Below are 23918 nucleotides of genomic sequence, written 5' to 3'. Positions count from 1 at the left end.
AATCCAAACACGCCGTCAACCCTTTGATTCAAAAAAGTTTATTTCGGATCAACGTCAGTCCGCAGGTGCGGCCAGGCGGCGCGCAGGTATTGGACCATCGACCATAGCGTCAGCCCAGCGGACACCAGCAGCAAGGCATAACCCAACAGCACCCAGAAACTGAAATCCGAGGGGTTGGCCAGCAGAATCACCAGGGCCAGCATCTGCGCGGCGGTTTTCCATTTTCCGAGGTTCGACACGGCTACCTGGGCGCGGGCGCCCAGCTCGGCCATCCACTCACGCAGCGCCGAGACGACAATTTCCCGGCCGATGATCACCGCCGCCGGCAGGGTCAGCCAGAGGTTGCCGTGTTCCTGCACCAGCAGCACCAGGGCCACCGCGACCATCAGTTTGTCGGCCACTGGGTCGAGGAACGCGCCGAACGGCGTGCTCTGCTCCAGGCGGCGAGCCAGGTAGCCGTCGAGCCAGTCCGTCGCGGCTGCGAAGGCAAAGACCGAGGCGGAGGCCACGTAGCTCCAGTGGTACGGCAAATAGAACAGCAATATGAAGATCGGGATGAGCAGGACGCGTAGAACGGTAATCAGGTTTGGGATATTCATCGGCACAACTGGCTACGAGGTTGACGGGCATTCTACTCGCTATGCAGGTTTGCATAAATCGACTCTGCGAGCTTTTTACTGATACCGGGTGCTTTGGCTATCTCCTCGATGCTGGCACGAGACAGTTCCTGCAATCCACCAAAATGTTTCAATAGATCGCGCCGGCGCGTCGGCCCGACCCCTGCCACGCCTTCCAGCGTGGAGGTGCGGCGGGTCTTGCCTCGGCGGGCACGGTGGCCGGTGATAGCGAAACGGTGGGCTTCGTCGCGTATCTGCTGGATTAGGTGCAGCGCCGGCGAATCCCCTTTCAACGTGAACTCGTGGGCCGCGTCGTTCAGGTACAACGTCTCGAAACCGGCCTTTCGCGTCGCGCCTTTGGCCACGCCGAGCAGGATCAGGTCAGGAACGGCCAGCTCGTTGAGGACGTCCCGGGCCATGGACAACTGGCCCTTGCCGCCGTCTACCAGAAGGATGTCCGGCAACTTGCCCTCCCCATCCTTTATCTTGCTGAAACGCCGCATCAATGCCTGGTGCATGGCGGCATAGTCATCGCCAGGGGTAACGCCTTCGATGTTGTAGCGACGGTAATCGGACTTGATCGGACCTTCCGGGCCGAAAACCACGCAGGAGGCTACCGTTGCCTCGCCGCTGGAGTGGCTGATGTCATAACACTCCAGCCGTTGCGGCGGCTCGTCCAGGTGGAGGACATCGGCCAGGGCATCGAACCGCGCCGCGACGTGCTGGCGGTTGGCCAAGCGTGCGCCAAGGGCCTGTTCGGCGTTGGTCACGGCCAGTTGCTGCCAGCGCGCACGGGTGCCACGCACACGGTGGCTGATGGTCAGTTCGCGACCGCGAAGCTTTTCGATGGCTTCGATCAAGGCCGGAAAGTCCTCATGAACCACGTTGACGATCAACTCGCTGGGCAAGTCGCGTTCCGGACTGCTGATGTAGTACTGACCCAGGAAAGCGGCCATGACTTCGGAGACGTCTTCCTCGATTCCTACTTGGGGGAAGAAGTTCTTGCTGCCCAAAACCCGGCCGCCCCGCACGTTGATCAAGTGCACACAGGCGCCGCCCGGGTTGATGAACGCGGCCACGATATCGACGTCGCCGCTGCCGCCTTCCATGCTTTGCTGGTCCTGAACCCGGCGCAGCAGCCCGATCTGGTCGCGAAGCTCAGCGGCGCGTTCGAATTCGAGATTGATCGAGGCCTCTTCCATGGCGGCCGACAGCTCATCGGTCAGCGCATTGCTACGCCCCTCCAGGAACATGACCGAGTGACGCACGTCTTCGGCGTAGACCTCAGGCTCCACCAGGCCGACACAGGGCGCCTTGCAGCGTTTGATCTGGTGTTGCAGGCAGGGCCGGGTGCGGTTCTTGTAGTAGCTGTCTTCGCATTGGCGTACGAAAAAGGTTTTCTGCAACAGGCTCAGGCTTTCACGGATGGCCCCGGCACTGGGGTAAGGACCGAAATATCGGCCCTTTGCCTTCTTGGCTCCGCGATGAATGCTCAGGCGCGGAAACGCCCCGTCGGACAAAAACACGTACGGATAGGATTTGTCGTCGCGCAGCAGAATGTTGTACGGCGGCCGCCATTCCTTGATCAGCGTCTGCTCAAGCAGCAACGCCTCGGTTTCATTGGCGGTGATGGTGGTTTCGATCTGCGCGATGCGACCCACCAGCGCGGCCGTCTTCGGTGCCAGGCCAGTCTTGCGGAAGTAGCTGGCCAGGCGCTTCTTGAGGTTTTTGGCCTTACCGACATAAAGCAGGCGCGCGTCGCTGTCGAACATGCGGTACACGCCGGGGCGGCCGCTGCACGTGGACAGGAAAGCACTTGGATCAAACTGTTCGGTCATTATCAGGCGCTGGCGTCGACCATGCCATGACGCACCGCCAGCAGCGTCAACTCGACGTCACTGCTGATCGAAAGCTTTTCGAAGATACGGTAACGGTAGGTATTGACGGTTTTGGGCGACAGGCACAATTTGTCGGAAATAATCTGGACCTTCTGGCAGCCGACGATCATCAGCGCAATCTGGATTTCTCGCTCGGACAGCGCATCGAAGGGCGAATCGTTGGTCGGCTGGAAAGACTTGATCGCCAATTGCTGGGCGATTTGCGGGCTGATGTAGCGTTGTCCGGCAAATACCAGGCGGATGGCCTGGACCATCTCGTTCAAGCCAGCGCCCTTGGTGAGATAGCCCGCCGCCCCCGCTTGAAGCAGCCGGGTGGGAAACGGGTCTTCTTCACAGACGGTCACCGCGACGACCTTGATGTCCGGATGGCTACGCAACAGTTTTCGCGTGGCTTCAAGACCACCGATGCCCGGCATCTTGACGTCCATCAGCACCACGTCGGGTTTCAATTCACGCGCCTTGATCAGGGATTCTTCCCCGGATTCGGCCTGGCCAACCACCTGCAGGCCATCGATGTCAGCCAGCATTCGTGTTATGCCCGTACGGACGAGATCATGGTCGTCGACCACTAACACCCTAATCAAGCAGACACCTCACGATTTGGTCTTGTATGGGTTGCCCACACCTTAGCAAAAAGCACTCGGCAGACCTAGCGCAAACGGGCAGATAAAAGTTACAACAAATCTTCAGATCCAATATCCGACGCCTCAGCCTAGGCGTCTCGCTGCATCCTCAGGAAACATTCATCCTCACCGACCACCCGCAGCCCCATGCGTTCATAGAGCGCGCGGGCCGGGTTGTCCTTGAAAACGGTGAGCCGCAACGCCGGTCGATGCTCATTTGCCACCATCGCCCAGACCTGTCCGATCGCCCAGGTTCCGGCACCCTGCCGACGAAACGCCTCATCGATCTGCAACTCCCGAATGTACAAGGCGCGAGCATCACGACTGAGACTGACGAAACCCAGCGCCTGTTCATTGCGCTGAAGAATCCAGTTCTGTCGGATGACCCAGGCCAGATCGAACGCTTCGTCCTGCCACAGCAAATCATGGCGAAGGTAATAGGGAAGCATATTGCTGCAAGTCAATTGACGTGCGAATTCAACGTCACCGACTTCAGCCGGGCGCCATACAAATCTCATTGAAACCTCGTCACAATGCCACGGGCTCACCCGCCCAACGACCGTCGTCGCGGCGAGCGATGACCAACAGCTCTTCCACGCCTGGGGCCGCTGCCATTAGCGTGCCATCCGGTCATTGTCGACTTCGGTGATTGAAATTGGCACAACGCTGGAGTTTGTCATAAAGCCCGTCGGATTCAAGCGATGGGGTTGTTATTAAAAGGCCATAGCATTTTCTTATTGAACGGCCGCCCCGCGCTCTTGTAAGCTCCAGATCATTCATCGGAGACACAGCATGTCCAGCGCCCTTTCACCGCTTCAACCTACCAGCGCCTCGCGCTCGGTTGCGGCTGCCTGGGCGAACGACGCGCCAACTTCGGTCAGCTTTTATTTTGGGTATTGGTTTAGCCACTGGCGCGCCTGATACCCAACCGGCGCCCATTTTAAACGGGTCGCCTTCCAGAGTTTTCCAAACCCCCGGTCGGCCTCCCGACCGGGGGTTTTGTTTTTCAGGCCCCAGACATACGCAGCATCACACCACTTGAGGATCGAACCATGAACTACGCCACTTATTACCGTTACGACAGTTTTTCCGCCTGGCGATTTACCAGCCACCGCTCGGGACAGCCTGCCGCCTCCGATCGGTCACCTATCGGTGGCATGCCAACGTTGCGGGCCATTACGGCCAATTGTCGAACACCCAACTAGGGCCGGCGCGGGAACGAACCCGCTGCTCGCCCAGGAAGCCAGATCATGAATTCGTCCGTCTCCGCTTTGCCGCTGTCCACGCTCAGCCCTGCCAATGAAACCTTGACCCTGCGCCTGCCAAGCGCGTTGCAACTCAAGCAACAACTGCCGCTAGACAGCGTATTGAGCCAACAAGTTGGCGCCCATCGCCAGGCCATCCGCGCCATCCTCGACGGTGAGGACTCCCGCCTGCTGGTCATCGTCGGCCCTTGCTCCATCCACGACCCGAAATCCGCGCTCGAATACGCCGCCAACCTGGCTCGCCTTGCCCGGGAAGTCAGCGAGAGCATGCTGTTGGTGATGCGCGCCTACGTGGAAAAGCCCCGCACCACCGTGGGCTGGAAAGGCCTGGCCTACGACCCCCATCTCGATGGCAGCGACGACATGGCCACCGGCCTCGAGCTGTCGCGGGAGTTGATGCGTGAGATGCTCCGACTCGGCCTGCCCGTGGCCACCGAGCTGTTGCAGCCGATGGCCGCCGGTTACTTCGACGACCTGCTTAGCTGGGTCGCCATTGGTGCGCGCACCACTGAATCGCAGATTCACCGGGAAATGGCCAGCGGTCTGGGCATGCCGGTCGGTTTCAAGAACGGCACCGACGGCGGGGTTGGCATCGCCTGCGACGCCATGCGCTCCGCGGCGCACCCCCATCGACATTTCGGCGTCGACAGCCAAGGGCATCCGGCGATCATCCAGACCCAAGGCAACCCTGATACGCACCTGGTCCTGCGCGGCGGCCACCGCGGCCCGAACTACGATCGCCAAAGCGTGGCGCAGATTCACGCCGACCTCGCCCGCCTCGACATCCCGGCCCGCATCCTGGTTGATTGCAGCCACGCCAACAGTGGCAAGGATCCGCTGCGCCAGCCCCATGTGTTCGAGGACGTGCTGCAACAGCGCTTGCAAGGCAACAAGGCCCTGATCGGCATGATGCTCGAAAGCCACCTCTTCGAAGGCTGCCAACCGTTGGGGCCGGCGATGCGCTACGGCGTGTCGGTGACCGATGGATGCCTTGGCTGGGAGTCCACCGAGCAGTTGCTGCGCCAGGCTCATCGCAGGTTGCGATTGGGCGTCTGAGTTTCGGACCCGTTCATGCCGTGGCGCGGGAGCTGGCTCCCTCGCCACGGATTTTGTCATCGCGGATCCTTCGTTACGGCCTGGCGCGAACTTCAATGGTGATCTCCGGCGAGCGCTGGCTTACATCATCCAGACGCTCAACCTGATAGAACAGGCGGACCGATTGGCCGCCCTGCTCCTGCCAATAGGCAATCGGCACCGTGAAGACAACTGGCTGGCCGGCCGTGGCCTCGGTGATTTCCCGCTCCTGGGCATCCGAGTAGCTGCCGTCGCATTGCAACCAGACCCGTTCGCCCGCCTCCAGCCCTACGCCGTCGATCACCACCGTCGCTGCGTCATGGAGCCCGTCGACATCCAGTTCACCCTCCATCAACTCCAATACCCTCGGCGCCACCAGCGCTGGGCGTACCAGAGGACCGATCCAGACGGACAGCGGCTCGGCTCGACGTATCGAATGTCCGCGCCTGACGACATAAGCCACGGTCAACGAGTGCCCGATATGGGAAGCGATGTCTCCATGATCGATCCAGAACGATACTTTTTCGCCCACTGCATGAGCCCCTATGTCCAGCACATCCCGCCACAATGGCTTGGAATCGCGGCTGGCCAGAAGGATCAGTCGATCACCGGCCGCCATTCTCGAATAAGGTCGCACGGTCATCGTCGTGCCTTCAGGCACCCGCCCCGGATCGAGGTGCCCACCCACCGCATCATTGGCGATGGGCGGCAGCAGCAGCGGCGCCACGTCGCCAATTTGCAACTGAAGGGCCTGTGAGGCCAATGCGGTCGGCAACTGCTTGCCAATGACCCGGTACGAAATTTCCAGCGAGCCGCCGTCGAGTTCGGCGATATGCGGTTCGCGTACAACAAAGACAAGCTCGCGCCCGACCTGCCGCTCCGTGACGAACCGGCGAATTTGATGGTGGTACTGCTCGCCTTCGTTATTGAGCCCGCGCCAATACAACATCAGCTCGTCTCCACAGGACATGAGCGGGTACGGCTTGACCGTGATGACGGCCTTGCTCCAGGCAGGGTCGACGATGCCTTCGCGGGCCCTCGCCAGCAAAGGCGCGGGCAGCTTTCGCGATGGAGGCCGGCTTTTTCGTACAGTTGATTCAATGGTCATTTCCAGGCTCCAGTCCCTTGGAAAGGGGCACCGCTTCCATAGCGACACCGGATGAAACCATTAGAACTCTCCGGCCCGGGACGCGCAGCCAGACGAGGCGACAAGTTGCGTGGTCTCTCGCTCCTTGAGATGTGGCTTGAAGGGCAATCGGTTATCGGAAGCGTCCGAAACCGCAGGAGCCGCCTGGCTTTTGAGGAAAATTTCTCGCGCTTTCTATTCCTGTTTCCGCAGCTAGTAACGGTTTGGTCCTACACCGCTCACTAACGGCCTGGATTAGAGTGGTGCCGCAAACTCAACATGAACCTCTTCGAAAAAGGTACGAACATGCAACGGAATGCAACCACCCGCTTTCCCATTCTTTTGGTACATGGTTTGTTCGGGTTCGACAGGGTCGGCCCGCTCGAACTTTTTCACGACGTCAGACAGGCGTTGTGCAATGCCGGCGCCCGAGTATTCGTCCCGTACGTGTCGGCCACCCACTCCAACGAAGCGCGCGGCGAACAGTTGCTGGCTCAGATGGACCGGGTTCTCGAAGGAACCGGGGCCGCGAAGGTCAACCTTATCGGCCACGGGCAAGGCGCGTTGGCCGCTCGTTATGCCGCCGCCCTGGCGCCCGGCAGTGTCGCCTCGGTCACCTCCGTCAGCGGCCCCAACCAAGGGTCGGAACTCGCTGACTTCCTGCGCAAGGCCCTCACGCCTGGTCGTTTGCCGGAACACGTGGCGAACCGGGTCGCCACGCTTTTCGCCGATTTCATTTCACTGCTCAGTGGCCAGGCACAGCTTGCGCAAAACGCCATCGCAGCGCTGGCGGCGCTGACTACCGAAGGCGTAGGCGCATTCAATGACAGGTATCCGCAAGGCTTGCCCCGACATTGGGGCGGCAACGGGCCGCAATTGGTTAACGGCGTGCGGTATTACTCTTGGAGTGGCACGGTGCAGGAAACCGCGAAACAAGCCGGCAATAGCGCCCCCGATCCGTTGCATGACTTCTGCCGCGCTTTTTCCGAATATTTCACCACCGAGGCGGGACAGAACGATGGCATCGTCGGACGCTTCAGCTCCCACCTGGGCAAGGTGATCCGCTCCGACTACCCAATGGATCACTTGGACACCCTCAACCAGGGCGCTGACGGAGGCTGGCGCAAGGGAAACGATCCGATGGAGCTCTACGTGAAACATGCAGAACGCTTGCGGATCGTCGGACTCTGACGCAATTTTGGCAACAACCGCGGACTGATTCCGGTAGGCTGGGCGTTTTACGACACTGAAAGGAAGTACCTCCATGGCCAAAGCCACTGCCCGCCACATCCTGGTTTCCAGCGAAGACAAGTGCAACGAACTCAAGGCCCAGATTGAAGCTGGCGCTGATTTCGCTGAAGTCGCCAAAACCAACTCCACATGCCCATCCAGCCGTCAGGGCGGCGACCTGGGCTCGTTCGGCCCGGGCCAGATGGTCAAGGAATTCGACACCGTGGTATTCAGCGCTCCGATCAATGTGGTTCAAGGCCCGGTCAAGACCCAGTTCGGCTATCACCTGCTGGAAGTAACCAGCCGCCAGGACTGATTTCGGTTTATCGACACGACGGTCCGCCTTAGGGCGGGCTGTCATGCTTGAGCCATGCGAAGGGCTGGCGATCAGCGCGTCCCTCGCGTACAAATCGCACTCATCGATCACCCGGCTTTAAGGCTGACAATGCGACTGGCTTTTCCCTCCTGGCTGTTCACTGCCGTGGTCCTGCTGACTGGCGCCGCAGGCGTGAATGCCGCCCCCCAACATGCCCTGACCGTTTATGGCGAACCGGCCAAGTACGCCGAAGGCTTCGCCCATTTTGCCTACGCCAATCCCCAGGCCCCCAAGGGCGGGACGATGCGCCGCTCGGCCGTGGAGATCGGCCATTTCGACCATGTGCTGCCTTATATCGACAAAGGCATCGGCGTCAGCCAGGTCGACGGCATGCTCTATTCGCCGCTGGCCCAACGCTCCCTGGACGAACCCTATACCGTCTACGGCCTTGTCGCCGAAAAAATGGAACGCGCCGAAGATGGCCTGTCCCTGCGCTTCTACCTCAATCCCAAGGCGCGTTTCGCCGATGGCAAGCCCATCACCGCGCAAGACGTGCGCTACAGCTTCGACCTGCTGATGACCCAGGGTAGCCTGCGCTATCGCACGCAGTTCGCCGCCGTCAAAGGTGTCGAGGTGGAATCGGAACGAACCGTTCGCTTCGACTTCAAGAATAACGAAAGCCGCACCCTGCCCCTGGACATCGCCACCCTGCCGGTTTTCCCCGAGCACTGGTGGAAGAGTCGCGACTTCGCCAACGGCGGCGGTTACGAGGCGCCCCTGGGCAGCGGACCGTACAGGGTGAGCAAGGTCGACTCGGGCCGCAGCATCACCTTCGAGCGCAACGCCGACTGGTGGGGCAAGGACCTGCCGGTCAGCCGCGGGCTCTACAACTTCGACCACTTCAGTATCGAATACTTCGGCGACACCGACGTGGCCCGGCAGGTCTTGCGTGGCGGCGCCTACGATTACAACCGCGAGTTCTCCGCCACGGGCTTTTCCATCGGCTACGACAGCCCGGCCCTGCGCGACGGTCGGCTGCAAAAAGCCCACCTTGCCACCGAGGCGCCCCAGCCGGCCCAGGGTTTTGTGTTCAATCTGCAACGGCCACAATTCCAGGACCGCCGCGTACGCCGGGCGCTGGCCATGCTCTGGGACTTCGAGTGGAGCAATCGCCAGATGATGCGCAACCTCTATGTGCGCCAGCAGAGCTTTTTTTCCAACACCGACCTCGCCGCCCGGGAGCTCCCCGACGCGGGGGAACTGGCGATTCTCGAACCGCTGCGCGGCAAAGTACCGCAAGAGGTGTTCACCCAGGTGTTCCAAGCGCCGAAGACCGACGGCAGCGGGGTCATCCGCGACAAGCAATTGCAGGCCCTGGCGCTATTGGAACAGGCCGGCTGGAAACCTGAAGGCGACCGCCTGGTCAATGCCGAAGGCGAGCCACTGAGCTTCACGTTCCTGGTCACGCAAAACGGAATAGACCGCCTGTTGTTGCCTTACAAGCGCACCCTCGCACAGATCGGCGTCGACATGCACATCCGGCGCATCGACTCGTCCCAGTACGTCAATCGCCTGATGAGCCGCGACTACGACATGATCATTACCGGCTACCCGGTCAGCACTTCGCCGGGCACGGAGCTTTACAATTATTTCGGCTCGGCGGCGGCCAACGACCCGGGAGCCAACAACTACATGGCCTTGCAGAATCCTGCCGTGGACGCCCTCATCGATGGCCTGGTCAAAGCCAGTACCCAGGACGACATGCTCCGCCATGCCCATGCGCTGGACCGGGTGCTGCAATGGAACTACTACTGGATTCCCAACTATTACCCGCCAGGCAGCTCGACGGTCTGGTGGAATCGCTTCGGCATGCCGAAAGTCCAGGCGAGCAATGACGAAGCCATCGAGAGCTGGTGGGAAGTCAGCACCACGCCACTGACCAACGAACAGATGACCGCCGAACGCATCAAGCGTGGCTCGCCTGGAGGGCATCACTGATGTGGGCTTACATTACGCGGCGCTTGCTGCTGATCATTCCCACGCTGGTGATCATCCTGCTGGTGAACTTCGTGATCGTCCAGGCCGCGCCAGGCGGGCCGGTGGAGCAGGCGATCGCTCACCTGCAGGGCATTGGCGGCGCCAGCGTCGGCAGCTCGGGCAATGCCATGACCGGTAGCTCCCGCGCCAGCCGAGGCCTGGATCCGCAATTGATCAAGGACATCGAAAAACAGTACGGCTTCGACAAGCCCGCCCACGAACGCTTGTGGCTGATGCTCACCAGCTACGCCCGCCTGGACTTCGGCAAGAGCTTCTTCCGCGGTGCCACGGTCACCGACCTGATTCTGGAAAAAATGCCGGTGACCATCTCCCTCGGGCTCTGGGCGACGCTGATCACCTACCTCGTGTCGATTCCCCTGGGAATTCGCAAGGCGGTACACCACGGTTCGGCATTCGATGTCTGGAGCAGCACCGCAATCATTATCGGCTACGCCATGCCGGCGTTCCTGTTCGCGATGTTCCTGATCGTGATCTTCGCTGGCGGCACCTCGCTCAATTGGTTCCCGGTGCGCGGGCTCGTCTCGGACAACTTCGAGTCCCTTTCGACGCTGGGCAAGGTCGCGGACTATTTCTGGCACCTGGTGCTGCCCGTCACGTCGTTGGTCATCGGCGGCTTCGCTACCCTGACGATCCTGACCAAGAACTCGTTCCTCAACGAAATCACCCGCCAATACGTGGTCACGGCGCGAGCCAAGGGGATGAGTGAACGACGCGTGCTGTATGGACACGTGTTTCGCAATGCGATGCTGCTGGTGGTGTCGGGCATTCCCCAGGCGTTCATCAGCGTGTTCTTCGCCGGTTCTTTGCTGATCGAGGTGATCTTCTCCCTCGACGGCCTAGGACGCATGAGCTATGAGGCCGCCGTGTCCCGGGACTATCCAGTGGTGTTCGGCTCGCTGTTTATCTTCACGTTGTTCGGCCTGCTGATCAAACTCATCGGCGATCTTTGCTACACCTTGGTGGACCCGCGCATCGACTTCGCCGCGAGGAACGCCTGATGTTCAAGTTATCGCCCCTGGGGCGGCGGCGTTTCGAACGCTTCAGGAAAAACCGTCGCGGCTGGTGGTCGCTGTGGCTGTTCATCGGGCTTTTCGTCCTGACCCTGGGTGGGGAATTGATTGCCAATGACAAGCCCTTGGTGGTGAGCTACCAAGGCTCGTTGTATTTCCCGGTGTTCAAGCGCTACACCGAACAGCAGTTCGGCGGTCAATTGCCGTTCCAGGCTGACTATCGCAGCAGCTATGTGCAGGACCTGATTCACCAGGGCAACGGCTGGCTGCTGTTCCCGCCTATTCCTTTCAGCGACGACACGCCCAACTATGACCTTGAGCGGCCGGCCCCAAGCCCGCCGTCGAGCGTGAACTGGCTGGGCACCGACGACCAGGCACGGGACGTGATGGCGCGGGTCATATTCGGCGCGCGGGTGTCGATCCTGTTCGCCCTGGCGCTGACCGCCATCAGCGCGCTGATCGGCATCGCCGCCGGTGCCCTGCAAGGTTACTACGGCGGCTGGGTGGACCTGCTGGGGCAACGCCTGCTGGAAGTCTGGTCCGGTTTGCCGGTGCTTTACCTGCTGATCATCCTGTCGGGTTTCGTCGAGCCTAACTTCTGGTGGCTGCTGGGTATCATGGCGCTGTTCTCCTGGCTCGCGCTGGTGGACGTGGTGCGTGCCGAATTCCTGCGCGGGCGCAACCTCGAATACGTGAAAGCCGCGCGGGCGCTGGGCCTGACCGACCGCAAGGTCATCGTGCGGCACATCCTGCCCAATGCCATGAACGCCACCCTGAGCTACCTGCCGTTCATTCTCACCGGGGCGATTTCCACCCTGACAGCGCTGGATTTCCTGGGATTCGGCATGCCGGCCGGCAGCGCATCCCTGGGTGAGCTGATCGCGCAGGGCAAGCAGAACCTGCAAGCGCCTTGGCTGGGGCTGACGGCGTTTTTTACTTTGGCGCTGATTCTTTCTCTGTTGGTGTTTATCGGCGAAGCGTTGCGAGACGCGTTCGACCCTCGGTCATGAGCGGAACCTTGAGATGAGCGAAAACCTGATCGAAATCCGTGACCTGAGCGTGGCCTTCAACGGCCAGACGGTGGTGCGCAACCTGTGCCTGGACATCCGCCAAGGCGAATGCCTGGCGCTGGTGGGCGAGTCGGGCTCCGGCAAGTCGGTGACGGCCCATTCCATCCTGCAACTGCTGCCGGAAACCGGCACGCGCACCACCGGCAGCATTTGCTATCGCGGCGAAGAACTGGTGGGTGCCGAGGCCAAGACGCTACGGGAACTGCGCGGCAATCGGATCGCAATGATCTTCCAGGAGCCGATGACTTCGCTGAATCCGCTGCACAGCGTCGAAAAGCAGATCGGCGAAACACTGATGCTGCATCGCGGCCTGGGCGGCAAGGCCGCGCGCCAGCGCATCCTGGAATTGCTGGCCCTGGTCGGCATCCAGAAACCCGCCGAACGACTCAAGGCCTATCCGCACCAGCTATCGGGCGGCCAGCGCCAGCGCGTCATGATCGCCATGGCCCTGGCCTGCGAGCCGGAGCTTCTGATCGCCGACGAACCGACCACCGCCCTGGACGTAACGGTGCAGCGCAAGATCCTGCTGCTGCTCAAATCGTTGCAGCAGCGCCTGGGCATGTCCCTGCTGCTGATCAGCCACGACCTCAACCTGGTGCGCAGCATCGCGCAGCGGGTTTGCGTAATGAAAGCCGGGGAAATTGTCGAGCAGGCGCCCTGTGAAACCTTATTCAGCGCCCCCCGCCACCCTTATAGCTGCGAACTGCTGAACGCCGAACCGGAAGGCGAAGCCCTGCCCCGGGACGAACGCGAAGACGTCCTGCAAGTGCAGGAACTGCGCGTCAGCTTTCCCCTCGGTGGCGGATTGTTCCGGCGCAAGCAGTACCTGCAAGCCGTGGACGGCATCAGCCTGAATATCCAGCGCGGCAAGACCCTGGGCATCGTCGGCGAATCCGGTTCCGGCAAATCCACCCTCGGCCAGGCCATCCTGCGGCTGATAGAGTCCGAAGGCAGCATTCGCTTCCAGGGCCAGGCGCTTGATCATCTGTCGCATAAAGAGCTTCGGCCATGGCGCAAGCAGATGCAGATCGTCTTCCAGGACCCGTTCGGCAGCCTCAGCCCGCGAATGTCAGTGCAACAGATCATCAGTGAAGGCCTGGAAGTCCACAGCCGGTCCAGTGCCGAGCAATGCGAAGCCCAGGTGATCCAGGCGCTCAAGGAGGTCGGCCTCGACCCGCAGAGCCGGCATCGCTACCCCCACGAGTTTTCCGGTGGGCAGCGCCAACGCATCGCCATTGCCCGGGCATTGGTGCTCAAGCCCGCCCTGATCCTGCTTGACGAACCTACGTCCGCCCTCGACCGCACCGTGCAAAAGCAGGTGGTCGCCCTGCTCCGCCAGCTCCAGGAAAAATACGGCCTGACCTACCTGTTCATCAGTCACGACCTGGCGGTGGTCCGCGCCCTGGCCCACGACATGATCGTGATCAAGGACGGCAAGGTGGTCGAGCAAGGCCCCAGCCATGATGTGTTCGATTCACCCCAGCACCCGTATACCAAGGAGTTGTTGGCGGCGGCGCATCCAGAGTGGGCATAATGCGGCACATGGCGTAGCTTCGTGTCGCGCCCATCGCGAGCAAGCTCGCTCCCACATTGGCCGGTGTTGCACTGAAGGCCAAATGTGGGGGCGAGCTTGCTCGCGATGGGGGCCTGACAAGCAACACACAACCCGGATCCGATCATGAACTCCACCGAAAGCCTCAAGGATTACAAGCGCGTGCGTACGCTGGCGATCCGCTCGTTGTTCGAAATCATCGAGCAGTCCAGCGAAGGCACGGTGATCGTCGACCGCGATGCAAACATCGTCTGGATGAACGAGCGCTACGCTCGTCGCTTCGGCCTGAATTCGGCGCAAGAGGCCATCGGCCGGGCTTGCGAAAGCGTCATTCCGGGCAGCTTGTTGCGAGAGGTGGTGCGTACCGGGCGGCCGATCCTGCTGGACATGCAGGACACGCCCAAGGAACCGCTGGTGGTGATGCGCCTGCCGATCCATGACAGCGCCGGCGCGGTGATCGGCGCCATCGGTTTTGCCCTGTTCGACGAGTTGCGCAGCCTGTCGCCGATGCTCAAACGCTACCTGAGCATGCAGGAAGAACTGGCCTCTACCCGCTCGCTGTTGCGGGCACGGCAGACCAAGTACAACTTTGCCCATTTCATCGGCACCAGCGCTGCGGGACTCGAGGTCAAGCGCCGTGCCCGACGCAGCGCCAGCACCGACTCCCCGGTATTGCTCCTCGGCGAAACCGGCACCGGCAAGGAGCTTCTGGCCCAGGCGATTCACGGTGCTTCGCCGCGTGCGCACAAGGCGTTTGTCAGCATCAACAGCGCCGCCATCCCCGAATCCTTGCTGGAAGCCGAATTCTTCGGCACCGCGCCAGGCGCCTTCACCGGTGCCGACCGCAAGGGCCGCGCCGGCAAGCTGCAAATCGCCCAGGGCGGCACATTGTTCCTCGACGAAATCGGCGATATGCCGCTGCCCTTGCAAAGCAAACTGCTGCGCGTGTTGCAGGAAAAGGAATACGAACCGGTCGGCTCCAATGAAGTACTGCAAAGCGATGTCCGGGTCATCGCCGCGACCTCCACCAACCTGGAGGCGGCGATCCAGCGTGGCGAATTCCGGGCGGATCTGTATTACCGCCTCAATGTGCTGCCCATCCAGGTCCCGCCGCTGCGCGAACGCCTGGATGACCTGCCGGCCCTGAGCGAGGCGATCCTCGAAGAATTGCGCAGCCAGCACGAACTGAATCCCGACGCCCTCGACCTGCTGGGCCAGCACGCCTGGCCGGGCAACATCCGGGAGTTGCGCAACGTGCTGGAACGGGCCGCGCTGCTCAGCGACGACCTGATGCTCACCGCCGCCGACATTCGTGCCGCCATCGGTACTTTCACGCCGGTGGTGCGCGCGGCGAGTCCGAGCCTCGAGCCGTTGCCCCAGGAAACCTTCAGCCAGGCCCGGGCCCGATTCGATCGACATTTGATCGAGACCACCCTCGCGCAATGCGGTGGGCGGGTGATTGAGGCAGCCGAGCGGTTGGGACTGGGGCGGTCGACGCTTTACAAGAAAATGGTGGCGCTGGGGATTGCTGAGTCTCAATAAAGAGACTCAATTCTCCATATTTGGACATATGGTTTGGAGCGCTTCGCGCTCATCGCGAGCAGGCTCGCTCCCACAGGAACTGGCGTTCTCCCTGCCATCCTCGTTCACCTGTGGGAGCGAGCCTGCTCGCGATGAGGCCAGTAATCTCAACAAAAATCTCAAAACAGAGACGCACTTTCCAAGCTCACGTCGCCCGCCTCAATAAATTCCTTATATTTCAATAAGTTAAACAAGTGGCACAAAACTCGCTATAGCCCTCCCCACCGCACCACCCACAAAAATAACAATCCAGGAGACACACCATGAGTGTGATCATTGCCTTGGCAGCCCTCACGCTGCTGATGGTTGCCGCCTACCGTGGCTACAGCGTCATTCTTTTTGCCCCCATCGCCGCCCTCGGCGCGGTGTTGCTCACCGATCCGTCCGCCGTTGCCCCAGCCTTCACCGGGGTGTTCATGGACAAGATGGTCGGCTTCATCAAACTCTACTTCCCGGTGTTCCTGCTCGGCGCCGTGTTCGGCAAGCTGATCGAGCTGTCGGGGTTTTCCCGCTCCATCGTCGCGGCGGCGATTCGCCTGCTGGGCACGCGCCAGGCCATGCTGGTGATCGTGCTGGTGTGCGCGCTGCTCACCTATGGCGGCGTGTCGCTGTTCGTCGTGGTCTTTGCGGTTTATCCGTTCGCGGCCGAGATGTTCCGCCAGAGCAACATTCCCAAGCGGCTGATCCCGGCCACCATCGCCCTCGGCGCTTTTTCGTTCACGATGGACGCCCTGCCCGGCACGCCACAGATCCAGAACATCATCCCCAGCACCTTCTTCAATACCACTGCCTGGGCAGCGCCGTGGCTGGGCGTGATCGGTACGATATTCGTGTTCAGCTTCGGCATGCTGTTCTTGCAGCGCCAACGCAACAAGGCCCAGCGCACGGGCGAAGGCTACGGTACCGAGCTGCGCAACGAGCCGGAAACCGCCGAAGACATCAAGCTGCCCAACCCCTGGATCGCCGTTTCGCCATTGCTGGCGGTAGGGGTCATGAACCTGCTGTTCACCCAGTGGATCCCACAGTGGTACGGCAAGACCCATAGCCTGGCCCTGCCGGGCATGGCGGCGCCGGTGACCAGCGACATCGCCAAGCTCACGGCGATCTGGGCCGTGCAAGCGGCCTTGCTGGTGGGCATCGTCATGGTGCTGTTGTTCGGCTTCCGAGCCATTCGCAGCAAGCTGGCCGAAGGCAGCAAGAGCGCGGTGGGCGGTGCGTTGCTCGCGGCCATGAACACCGCGTCGGAATACGGTTTCGGTGCGGTGATCGCCTCCCTGCCGGGCTTCCTGGTGCTCGCCGACTGGCTCAAGAACATCCCCAATCCGCTGGTCAACGAAGCCGTGACCGTAACCCTGCTGGCGGGCATCACCGGGTCCGCGTCGGGTGGCATGAGCATCGCCCTGGCGGCGATGTCGCAAACCTTCATCAGCGCCGCCAACGCCGCCAACATCCCACTGGAAGTGCTGCACCGGGTAGCGGCCATGGCCAGCGGCGGCATGGACACCCTACCCCACAACGGCGCGGTCATCACCTTGCTGGCGGTCACGGGCCTGACCCACCGTGAAGCCTACAAAGACATTTTCTGTATTACGCTGATCAAGACCCTCGCGGTGTTCTTCGTGATCGGTGTGTTCTACGCCACTGGCATTGTGTGAGGTTCCCATGACAACCACCCTTTCCGGCAAGACGGCCCTGGTCACCGGCTCCACCAGCGGCATCGGCCTGGGCATCGCCCTGAGCCTGGCCAAGGCCGGCGCCAACCTGATCCTCAACGGCTTTGGCGATGCTTCGGCGGTGGTCGCCGAAGTCGCTCGACACGGCGTCAAGGTCGGCCATCATCCGGCCGACGTCAGCGACCCCGCGCAGATCGCCGACATGCTCGCTTACGCCGAGCGCGAATTCGGCGGTGTCGACATCCTGGTGAACAATGCCGGCATCCAGCACGTGGCGGCCGTGGAGGATTTCCCGGTGGAGCGCTGGGATTCGATCATTGCGATCAACCTGTCCTCGGTGTTCCACGCCACCCGCCTGAGCCTTCCGGGCATGCGCGCCAAGGGCTGGGGACGGATCGTCAACATTGCCTCGGTGCATGGCCAGGTCGGTTCGGTGGGCAAGGCGGCGTACGTCGCGGCCAAGCACGGGGTGATCGGGTTGACCAAAGTAGTGGGCCTGGAGACTGCCGCCAGCAACGTCACGTGCAACGCCATCTGCCCGGGCTGGGTCCTGACGCCGCTGGTGCAGAAGCAGATCGACGACCGCATCGCCACGGGTGTGGACCCGCAACAGGCCCAGCATGATCTGCTGGCCGAGAAGCAACCGTCCCTGGAGTTCGTGACCCCGCCGCAGTTGGGTGAGCTGGTGCTGTTCCTGTGCAGTGAAGCGGGCAGCCAGGTGCGGGGCGCGGCGTGGAATATTGATGGTGGGTGGTTGGCTCAATAACGCCGCGCCGTCGAGCTTTTGTGGCGAGGGGGCTTGCTCCCGCTCGGCTGCGCAGCAGGCGCCTCTTGGGCCCGCTTCGCAGGCCAGCGGGAGCAAGCTCCCTCGCCACATCCGGCGCCTTGTGCTGAACTATTTGTAAGCCCCAAAACAAGAGGCAAACCATGTCCGACATCCTTTGGCACCCCAGCCCCGAACGCATCGCCCAGTCGCGAATGGACGCCTTTCGCCGGTTCGTCAACGAACGGCACTCGCTGCAACTCAACGACTACCCAACCCTGCATGCCTGGAGCACCGACCACCGCGAAGCCTTCTGGCAGGCCATCGTCGACTTCTTCGAGATCCGCTTCCATCAAGCGCCTGGCGCGGTGCTCGACGAAGGCCCGCAGATGCCCAGTGCCCGCTGGTTTCCAGGGGCGACGCTGAATTTCGCCGAACACTTGTTGCGTCGCCGCGACAGCGCCGTGGCAGTGGTCGCACTCGATGAAAACGGCGGCGAAGAAACGCTGACCTGGGCCGATCTCGCCGCCCATGTCGCCGGCCTGCAAAAAAGCCTGCAAGGCGCTGGCGTGACCCAGGGCGATCGGGTCGCCGCTTGCATGCCCAACACCTGGCAGACGCTGGTGTGCATGCTCGCCACCACCAGCCTGGGCGCCATCTGGTCATGTTCATCGCCGGATTTCGGCACCCAGGGCGTCATCGACCGGTTCGGTCAGATAGAACCCAAAGTCCTGATCACCTGCGCCGGTTATCGCTACGCCGGGAAAACCATCGACCAGCGGCCCAAGGTCAACGAAATACTCGAACGGCTACCGTCGCTGCAACAATTGATCGTACTGCCCTACGCCCAGCCCGACGCCCGCGTCGAAGATTTCAAGACCCCGGCCCGCGTGGCCCTGTGGGACGGTTTCTACCAATGCGGCGGCGAGCCGGTGTTCAACCCCGTGCCGTTCGATCACCCGCTGTACATTCTCTATTCCAGCGGCACCACCGGCGTGCCGAAGTGCATCGTCCACGGCACCGGTGGCGTGCTGCTGCAACATCTCAAGGAACATGGCCTGCACGTCGACCTGGGCCCCGAAGACCGGCTGTTCTACTACACCACTTGCGGCTGGATGATGTGGAATTGGCTGGTGTCGGCGCTGGCCGTGGGCAGCGCGGTTGTGCTCTATGACGGGTCGCCGTTCCACCCCAGCCCGGAACGCCTGCTCGACCTGATCGACCGACAAGGCATCAGCGTATTCGGCACCAGCCCCAAATACCTGGCCGCCCTGGAAAGCCAAGGCATCAAGCCACGCCAGACCCACGACCTGGGCAGCCTGAGGACGATCCTGTCCACGGGATCAGCCTTGGCGCCCCACAGTTACGATTATGTCTACCGCGACTTCAAGGCCGATGTTTGCCTGGCCTCGATGTCCGGCGGCACTGACATCGTGTCGTGCTTCGTCAACGGCAATCCGCTGGCCCCCGTGCGCCGCGGCGAGATGCAAGGCAAGAGCTTGGGTATGGCGGTGCAGGTCTGGAACGAAGCCGGCGAAGCGGTGGTTGGCGAAAAAGGCGAACTGGTCTGCACCCGGCATTTCCCGGCGATGCCCATCGGGCTGTGGAATGATCCCCAGCGGGAGAAACTTCGCGCCTCCTATTTCAGCCAGTTCCCGGGCGTGTGGGCCCAGGGGGACTACGCCGAAGAGCTGCCCCACGGCGGCCTGCTGATCCACGGCCGCTCCGACGCGGTGCTCAACCCCGGTGGCGTGCGCATCGGCACGGCGGAAATCTATCGGCAGGTGGAAAAAGTCGAGGAAGTCCTGGACAGCGTCGCCATCGGCCAGCAATGGCAGGGTGATGTGCGGGTGGTGCTGTTTGTGCGCCTGCGAGAGGGCTTGGTGCTGGACGACGCCTTGGAACAGAAGATCCGCCAGGTCATCCGCGCCAACACTACACCGCGCCACGTGCCGGCGAAAATCCTCGCGGTCAACGATATCCCACGGACCATCAGCGGCAAGGTGGTGGAACTGGCGGTGCGCAACGTGGTGCATGGCGAGGCGGTAAAGAACACCGATGCACTGGCCAATCCCGAGGCGCTGGAGCAGTTTCGTGGGCGGGTGGAGCTTGCGACCTGATCTGAATGTTTTGCTGGGTTTGAGGGCCTCATCGCGAGCAAGCTCTCTCCCACAGGGGACTGTTTGCACCCAAATCCCTTGTGGGAGCGAGCCTGCTCGCGATGAACGATAACGCGGTCGCACTACAAACCGATCAGTCCATGAGCCCCCATTCCCCGCCCGCCGACGGCTCAGCCGGTGGCGCCGCTCCCGATTCGGCATGGAGCTTGAGCCGCAAGCGCAGATTGTTCGCAGAGTCGGCGTTTTTCAACGCCTCTTCTTCATCGATCGCCCCTTCCACCACCAGGTTGAACAGCGCCTGGTCGAACGTTTGCATCCCCAGTTCCTCGGATTTTTCCATGATGCCTTTGAGCTCGCCCAACTCGTTGCGACGGATCAGGTCGGCCACCGTGGGCGAGCCGAGCATCACCTCCACGGCCGCCCGCCGCTGGCCGGTGCGGGTGCGCACCAGCCGCTGGGAGACAAACGCCTTGAGGTTGTTGCCCAGATCCTGCAGCAGTTGCGGCCGGCGTTCTTCCGGGAAGAAATTGACCACCCGGTCCAGGGCCTGGTTGGCGTTATGGGCATGCAGGGTGGAAATCACCAGATGGCCGGTGTCGGCGAAGGCCAAGGCGTGTTCCATGGTCTCGCGGTCGCGTATTTCGCCGATCAGTACTACGTCCGGCGCCTGGCGCAGGGTGTTCTTGAGAGCGGCGTGGAAGCTGCGGGTATCCACACCGACTTCTCGCTGGTTGACGATGGATTTCTTGTGCCGGTGAATATATTCCACCGGGTCCTCGATGGTGATGATATGGCCGCTGCTGTTGCGGTTGCGGTAGTCGATCAGCGCCGCCAGTGATGTGGATTTGCCCGAGCCCGTGGCGCCGACGAACAGCATGAGCCCTTGTTTGTGCATGATGGTTTCGAGCAGCACCTTGGGCAGCTTCAGGTCTTCGAAACGCGGGATATCCAGCTTGACGTTGCGTATGACCATGGACACGTCATTGCGCTGTTTGAAGATGTTGACGCGAAACCGTCCGACACCGGCCAGGGAGATCGCCAGGTTCATTTCCAATTCCCGATCGAACTCAAGGCGCTGTTCGGCGTCCATCAATGACTCGGCAAGCCCAGCGATGTCGCCAACCTTGAACGCCTGGTTGCTCAGCGGCTTGAGCACACCTTCGAAACGCGCGCAGGGCGGCGCGCCGGTGGACATGTAGAGGTCGGAGCCGTCCTGGCTTGCCAGGACTCGCAGTAAAGGATCAATTTCCATGACTATAAAAACTTCCGCGAACTTCAATGGACACGCTGACCCGAGCCAGAAAAACTTCAGATCAACCCGCGCTTACCTTCTTCAGAGGATAGTAGAAGCCGCAGCATCGACATGACATCCAGGGATTCCCGTGATGAATGCAGTACCTGCCAGCAGCGACACACAGCAGTTGATCGCCCGTCTGGACTGGACTTCCAGCCCGCTGGGCGCCCAAGAAACCTGGCCCCCGAGCCTGCGCACCGCCGTGGACATCGTGGTCCATTCGCCCATGCCGATGGCCGTGCTGTGGGGGCCGCAGTTGATCCATCTGTACAACGACGCCTATGCGCGATTGGTCGGCGACAAGCACCCCAGGGCGTTTGGCCAGCCAACCCACACGGCCTGGCCCGAACTTCGCAGCGAAACCGAAGGGGTTTATCGCAGCGTGTTGCAGGGCCGGGTGCGCACCTGCCGCGATCAACGTTGGCGCATGCCATTTGGCGGCCGCCTCTGCGATGTCTGGCTGGACCTGACCTACAGCCCGATCCATGACGAAAACGCCAGCGTCGCCGGAATACTGATCACTGCCATCGAGACGGGCGAGCGGCGACGCCTGGCTCAGGAATTCGAACGGCGCTCCGAGGCCAGCCTCAAGGCCCAGCAGGAAAGCGAAGAACGCTTGCAACTGGCCTTGGCGGCCACCGATGCGTTGGGCACCTGGGACTGGGACATCGGCGAGGATCGCTTCATCGCCGACGCGCATTTTGCCCTCCTCCATGGCGTCGACCCGGCACTGTCACGGCAATTGCCCATCAGCGCCTATCTCGAGGGCGTCCACCCGGAAGATCGGGCGATGGTTGCGCGCAGCATCAAGCACTGCATCACCCATGGCACCGAGTACGCCGAGGAGTATCGGCTGCAGCAGCCCCACGGCGAGCTGCGCTGGGTGTTCGTGCGTGGACGTTGCTACAAGGATCGCCATGGCCGGCCCAAGCGCTTTCTCGGCGCGGCGCTGGACCTGACCGAACGCAAGCGCACCGAACATGCCTTGCGCCAGAGCCAGACCGAGCTGCAACTGATCATCAACGCCATGCCGGTGCTGATCGGCTACGTCGACCGCGAGGAGCGTTTCCGGCTGAACAACAGTGCCTACCTCAATTGGTACGGGCTGACGCCGCAAGAGCTCTACGGCAAGACCATCCGTGAGGTCATCGGCGACGAGGCCTACGCCGCCCGAGCCGAACAGATCGCCGGCGCCCTGGCGGGCAAGCCGTGCAGTTTCACCGTAGAGTCGCCCCACCGCGACGGCCGGCCGCGCCATGCGTTGATCAACTACCTGCCACGCCGTGGCGCCGACGGATCGGTGAACGGTTTTTACATTTTTGTCATCGACGAAACCGAGCGCAAGAAAACCGAGGAAGCCCTGCGCCACCTCAACGAAACGCTGGAAGAAAGGGTGATCGCCCGCACCCAGCAGCTAGCCGAGGCCAACCACCGACTGCAAAGCGAGATGTTCGAACGCGAACGCGCCGAAGAAGCCCTGCGCCATGCGCAGAAGATGGAAGCCGTGGGCCAACTCACCGGCGGCATCGCCCATGACTTCAACAACATGCTCACTGGCATCCTCGGCAGCCTCGACTTGATGCAGCGCTACATCGCCTCCGGTCGTGCCGCCGAGATCGGCCGTTTTACCGAAGCTGCGATTTCATCGGCCAACCGCGCCGCCGCCCTGACCCACCGCCTGCTGGCTTTTTCCCGACGCCAGTCATTGGACCGCAAGCCTCTGGATGCCAACACGCTGGTTCGCTCGCTTGAGGACCTGCTGAGCCGCACCACCGGCGATCACATTGTGCTGCGACTGCAACTGGCCGGCGAGTTGTGGCCGGTCAGCACCGATGCCAGCCAATTGGAAAACGCCTTGCTCAACCTGGTCATCAACGCCCGGGACGCGATGCCCGATGGCGGCGAGTTGAACATCGAGACCGCCAACGTCTACCTCGACGGCAGCGACATCAGCACGCTGGAGCCGGTGAAGGCCGGCGATTACGTGATGATCGCCGTGCGCGACAACGGCAGCGGCATGACCCCCGCCGTGTTGGCAAAGGCCTTCGATCCGTTTTTCACCACCAAGCCCATCGGCCAGGGCACCGGCCTGGGACTGTCGATGATTTATGGTTTCGCCCAGCAATCTGGCGGTCACCTGAGCCTGGACAGTGTCCCGGGCCAAGGTACGCGCGTGCAGTTGTACCTGCCGCGCCTGCACGTCGCGCCGGCGGAACAGGCAACGGCACCGACGACCACCGACGCTCCGCCCGCCATCGCCGGCGAAACGGTGTTGCTGGTGGAGGACGAACCGGCGGTGCGCATGCTGGTGCTCGACCTACTCGCCACCCTGGGCTACACCGCCCTCGAAGCCGAGGACGCCAAGCGGGCGCTGGTATTGCTCGAATCCGAGCAACGCATCGATCTGCTGGTGACCGACGTCGGTCTGCCGGGCATGAACGGCCGCCAGCTGGCGGAAATCGCCCGTCAGCACCGGCCCGGCTTGAAGGTGCTGTTCATGACCGGCTATGCGCAGAAAGCCGCCGAACGCCAAGGTTTCCTGGATCAGGGCATGGACATGGTCGCCAAGCCGTTTACCCTGGACCTGTTGGCCAACAAGATTCGGACGATGATCAACCATGACCACTGACTTGAGGCATAATCGCCGC

18 protein-coding genes are annotated in these 23918 nt (G+C 61.9%); 12 read left to right on the top strand and 6 right to left on the bottom strand.

Going from position 1 to position 23918, the window contains the following annotated elements; all coding sequences use genetic code 11:
• Positions 1 to 38: 38 nt before the first annotated feature.
• From pgsA to ACLK1G_RS00215, 4 genes are all read right to left on the bottom strand, one after another.
• Positions 39 to 599 carry a CDP-diacylglycerol--glycerol-3-phosphate 3-phosphatidyltransferase gene (gene pgsA, locus ACLK1G_RS00230; RefSeq protein WP_030141409.1) on the bottom strand — a complete coding sequence of 187 codons (561 nt, stop codon included), beginning with the start codon at positions 597 to 599 and terminating at the stop codon, positions 39 to 41.
• Positions 600 to 631: 32 nt separating this feature from the next.
• Entirely contained in the window at positions 632 to 2455 is a 1824-nt protein-coding gene (uvrC, locus tag ACLK1G_RS00225) for an excinuclease ABC subunit UvrC (protein ID WP_420763562.1), read from the bottom strand.
• A 2-nt stretch (positions 2456 to 2457) separates the two neighbouring features.
• Entirely contained in the window at positions 2458 to 3099 is a 642-nt protein-coding gene (gene gacA / locus ACLK1G_RS00220) for a response regulator transcription factor GacA (protein WP_003200277.1), read from the bottom strand.
• 128 nt (positions 3100 to 3227) lie between these two features.
• Positions 3228 to 3656, bottom strand: coding sequence for a GNAT family N-acetyltransferase (locus ACLK1G_RS00215; RefSeq protein WP_420763561.1), 429 nt, complete (start codon positions 3654 to 3656; stop codon positions 3228 to 3230).
• A 732-nt stretch (positions 3657 to 4388) separates the two neighbouring features.
• On the opposite strand from ACLK1G_RS00215, the gene ACLK1G_RS00210 reads away from it, so the two are divergent.
• Positions 4389 to 5459 (top strand): 3-deoxy-7-phosphoheptulonate synthase, encoded by a 1071-nt coding sequence (locus ACLK1G_RS00210; RefSeq protein ID WP_420763560.1) that lies wholly within the window; start codon positions 4389 to 4391, stop codon positions 5457 to 5459.
• A 73-nt stretch (positions 5460 to 5532) separates the two neighbouring features.
• Here ACLK1G_RS00210 and ACLK1G_RS00205 read toward each other — a convergent pair whose 3' ends face one another.
• Positions 5533 to 6585 (bottom strand): hypothetical protein, encoded by a 1053-nt coding sequence (locus tag ACLK1G_RS00205; RefSeq protein WP_420763559.1) that lies wholly within the window; start codon positions 6583 to 6585, stop codon positions 5533 to 5535.
• Positions 6586 to 6909: 324 nt separating this feature from the next.
• On the opposite strand from ACLK1G_RS00205, the gene ACLK1G_RS00200 reads away from it, so the two are divergent.
• The 10 genes from ACLK1G_RS00200 to ACLK1G_RS00155 all read left to right on the top strand — a co-directional run bounded on the left by ACLK1G_RS00200 (position 6910) and on the right by ACLK1G_RS00155 (position 19976).
• Complete coding sequence (locus tag ACLK1G_RS00200) at positions 6910 to 7794, top strand: esterase/lipase family protein (protein ID WP_420763558.1); 885 nt, start codon at positions 6910 to 6912, stop codon at positions 7792 to 7794.
• A gap of 73 nt (positions 7795 to 7867) precedes the next feature.
• On the top strand, positions 7868 to 8149 hold the full coding sequence (locus ACLK1G_RS00195) for a peptidylprolyl isomerase (protein WP_042610373.1): 282 nt from the start codon (positions 7868 to 7870) through the stop codon (positions 8147 to 8149).
• A gap of 129 nt (positions 8150 to 8278) precedes the next feature.
• A complete protein-coding gene (locus ACLK1G_RS00190; protein ID WP_420763557.1) occupies positions 8279 to 10147 on the top strand; it encodes an extracellular solute-binding protein in 1869 nt (622 codons plus the stop codon).
• Positions 10147 to 11205: a microcin C ABC transporter permease YejB gene (locus ACLK1G_RS00185; RefSeq protein WP_420763556.1), complete on the top strand. Its 1059-nt coding sequence runs from the start codon at positions 10147 to 10149 to the stop codon at positions 11203 to 11205. Before ACLK1G_RS00190 ends, ACLK1G_RS00185 begins: the two co-directional genes overlap by 1 nt.
• Positions 11205 to 12227 (top strand): ABC transporter permease, encoded by a 1023-nt coding sequence (locus ACLK1G_RS00180; protein ID WP_420763555.1) that lies wholly within the window; start codon positions 11205 to 11207, stop codon positions 12225 to 12227. The genes ACLK1G_RS00185 and ACLK1G_RS00180 overlap by 1 nt, the downstream gene beginning before the upstream one ends.
• Positions 12228 to 12240: 13 nt before the next feature.
• Positions 12241 to 13821: an ABC transporter ATP-binding protein gene (locus ACLK1G_RS00175; protein WP_420763554.1), complete on the top strand. Its 1581-nt coding sequence runs from the start codon at positions 12241 to 12243 to the stop codon at positions 13819 to 13821.
• A 144-nt stretch (positions 13822 to 13965) separates the two neighbouring features.
• Entirely contained in the window at positions 13966 to 15381 is a 1416-nt protein-coding gene (locus ACLK1G_RS00170; protein WP_420763553.1) for a sigma-54 interaction domain-containing protein, read from the top strand.
• 302 nt (positions 15382 to 15683) lie between these two features.
• Positions 15684 to 17075: a GntP family permease gene (locus ACLK1G_RS00165; protein ID WP_420763552.1), complete on the top strand. Its 1392-nt coding sequence runs from the start codon at positions 15684 to 15686 to the stop codon at positions 17073 to 17075.
• A gap of 7 nt (positions 17076 to 17082) precedes the next feature.
• Complete coding sequence (gene hbdH, locus ACLK1G_RS00160) at positions 17083 to 17859, top strand: 3-hydroxybutyrate dehydrogenase (RefSeq protein WP_420763551.1); 777 nt, start codon at positions 17083 to 17085, stop codon at positions 17857 to 17859.
• Between the two features lie 161 nt (positions 17860 to 18020).
• A complete protein-coding gene (locus ACLK1G_RS00155; RefSeq protein WP_420763550.1) occupies positions 18021 to 19976 on the top strand; it encodes an acetoacetate--CoA ligase in 1956 nt (651 codons plus the stop codon).
• A 133-nt stretch (positions 19977 to 20109) separates the two neighbouring features.
• Here the strand turns inward: ACLK1G_RS00155 and ACLK1G_RS00150 are convergent, their stop codons facing one another.
• On the bottom strand, positions 20110 to 21228 hold the full coding sequence (locus tag ACLK1G_RS00150) for a PilT/PilU family type 4a pilus ATPase (RefSeq protein WP_420763549.1): 1119 nt from the start codon (positions 21226 to 21228) through the stop codon (positions 20110 to 20112).
• Between the two features lie 133 nt (positions 21229 to 21361).
• On the opposite strand from ACLK1G_RS00150, the gene ACLK1G_RS00145 reads away from it, so the two are divergent.
• Positions 21362 to 23899, top strand: a complete 2538-nt coding sequence (locus ACLK1G_RS00145) for a PAS domain S-box protein (protein ID WP_420763548.1) — start codon at positions 21362 to 21364, stop codon at positions 23897 to 23899.
• The last annotated feature ends 19 nt before the right edge of the window (positions 23900 to 23918 follow it).

It is taken from the genome of Pseudomonas algeriensis, from assembly GCF_048847255.1.
Classification (GTDB): domain Bacteria; phylum Pseudomonadota; class Gammaproteobacteria; order Pseudomonadales; family Pseudomonadaceae; genus Aquipseudomonas.
This window is presented reverse-complemented; position numbering and strand designations above follow the sequence as displayed.

Bases quoted from the DNA above. Each gene is read 5' to 3' on its own strand.
- pgsA (WP_030141409.1), bottom strand. From the start codon at position 599: ATGAATATCCCAAACCTGATTACCGTTCTACGCGTCCTGCTCATCCCG.
- uvrC (WP_420763562.1), bottom strand. From the start codon at position 2,455: ATGACCGAACAGTTTGATCCAAGTGCTTTCCTGTCCACGTGCAGCGGC.
- ACLK1G_RS00215 (WP_420763561.1), bottom strand. From the start codon at position 3,656: ATGAGATTTGTATGGCGCCCGGCTGAAGTCGGTGACGTTGAATTCGCA.
- ACLK1G_RS00210 (WP_420763560.1), top strand. From the start codon at position 4,389: ATGAATTCGTCCGTCTCCGCTTTGCCGCTGTCCACGCTCAGCCCTGCC.
- ACLK1G_RS00205 (WP_420763559.1), bottom strand. From the start codon at position 6,585: ATGACCATTGAATCAACTGTACGAAAAAGCCGGCCTCCATCGCGAAAG.
- ACLK1G_RS00200 (WP_420763558.1), top strand. From the start codon at position 6,910: ATGCAACGGAATGCAACCACCCGCTTTCCCATTCTTTTGGTACATGGT.
- ACLK1G_RS00195 (WP_042610373.1), top strand. From the start codon at position 7,868: ATGGCCAAAGCCACTGCCCGCCACATCCTGGTTTCCAGCGAAGACAAG.
- ACLK1G_RS00190 (WP_420763557.1), top strand. From the start codon at position 8,279: ATGCGACTGGCTTTTCCCTCCTGGCTGTTCACTGCCGTGGTCCTGCTG.
- ACLK1G_RS00185 (WP_420763556.1), top strand. From the start codon at position 10,147: ATGTGGGCTTACATTACGCGGCGCTTGCTGCTGATCATTCCCACGCTG.
- ACLK1G_RS00180 (WP_420763555.1), top strand. From the start codon at position 11,205: ATGTTCAAGTTATCGCCCCTGGGGCGGCGGCGTTTCGAACGCTTCAGG.
- ACLK1G_RS00175 (WP_420763554.1), top strand. From the start codon at position 12,241: ATGAGCGAAAACCTGATCGAAATCCGTGACCTGAGCGTGGCCTTCAAC.
- ACLK1G_RS00170 (WP_420763553.1), top strand. From the start codon at position 13,966: ATGAACTCCACCGAAAGCCTCAAGGATTACAAGCGCGTGCGTACGCTG.
- ACLK1G_RS00165 (WP_420763552.1), top strand. From the start codon at position 15,684: ATGAGTGTGATCATTGCCTTGGCAGCCCTCACGCTGCTGATGGTTGCC.
- hbdH (WP_420763551.1), top strand. From the start codon at position 17,083: ATGACAACCACCCTTTCCGGCAAGACGGCCCTGGTCACCGGCTCCACC.
- ACLK1G_RS00155 (WP_420763550.1), top strand. From the start codon at position 18,021: ATGTCCGACATCCTTTGGCACCCCAGCCCCGAACGCATCGCCCAGTCG.
- ACLK1G_RS00150 (WP_420763549.1), bottom strand. From the start codon at position 21,228: ATGGAAATTGATCCTTTACTGCGAGTCCTGGCAAGCCAGGACGGCTCC.
- ACLK1G_RS00145 (WP_420763548.1), top strand. From the start codon at position 21,362: ATGAATGCAGTACCTGCCAGCAGCGACACACAGCAGTTGATCGCCCGT.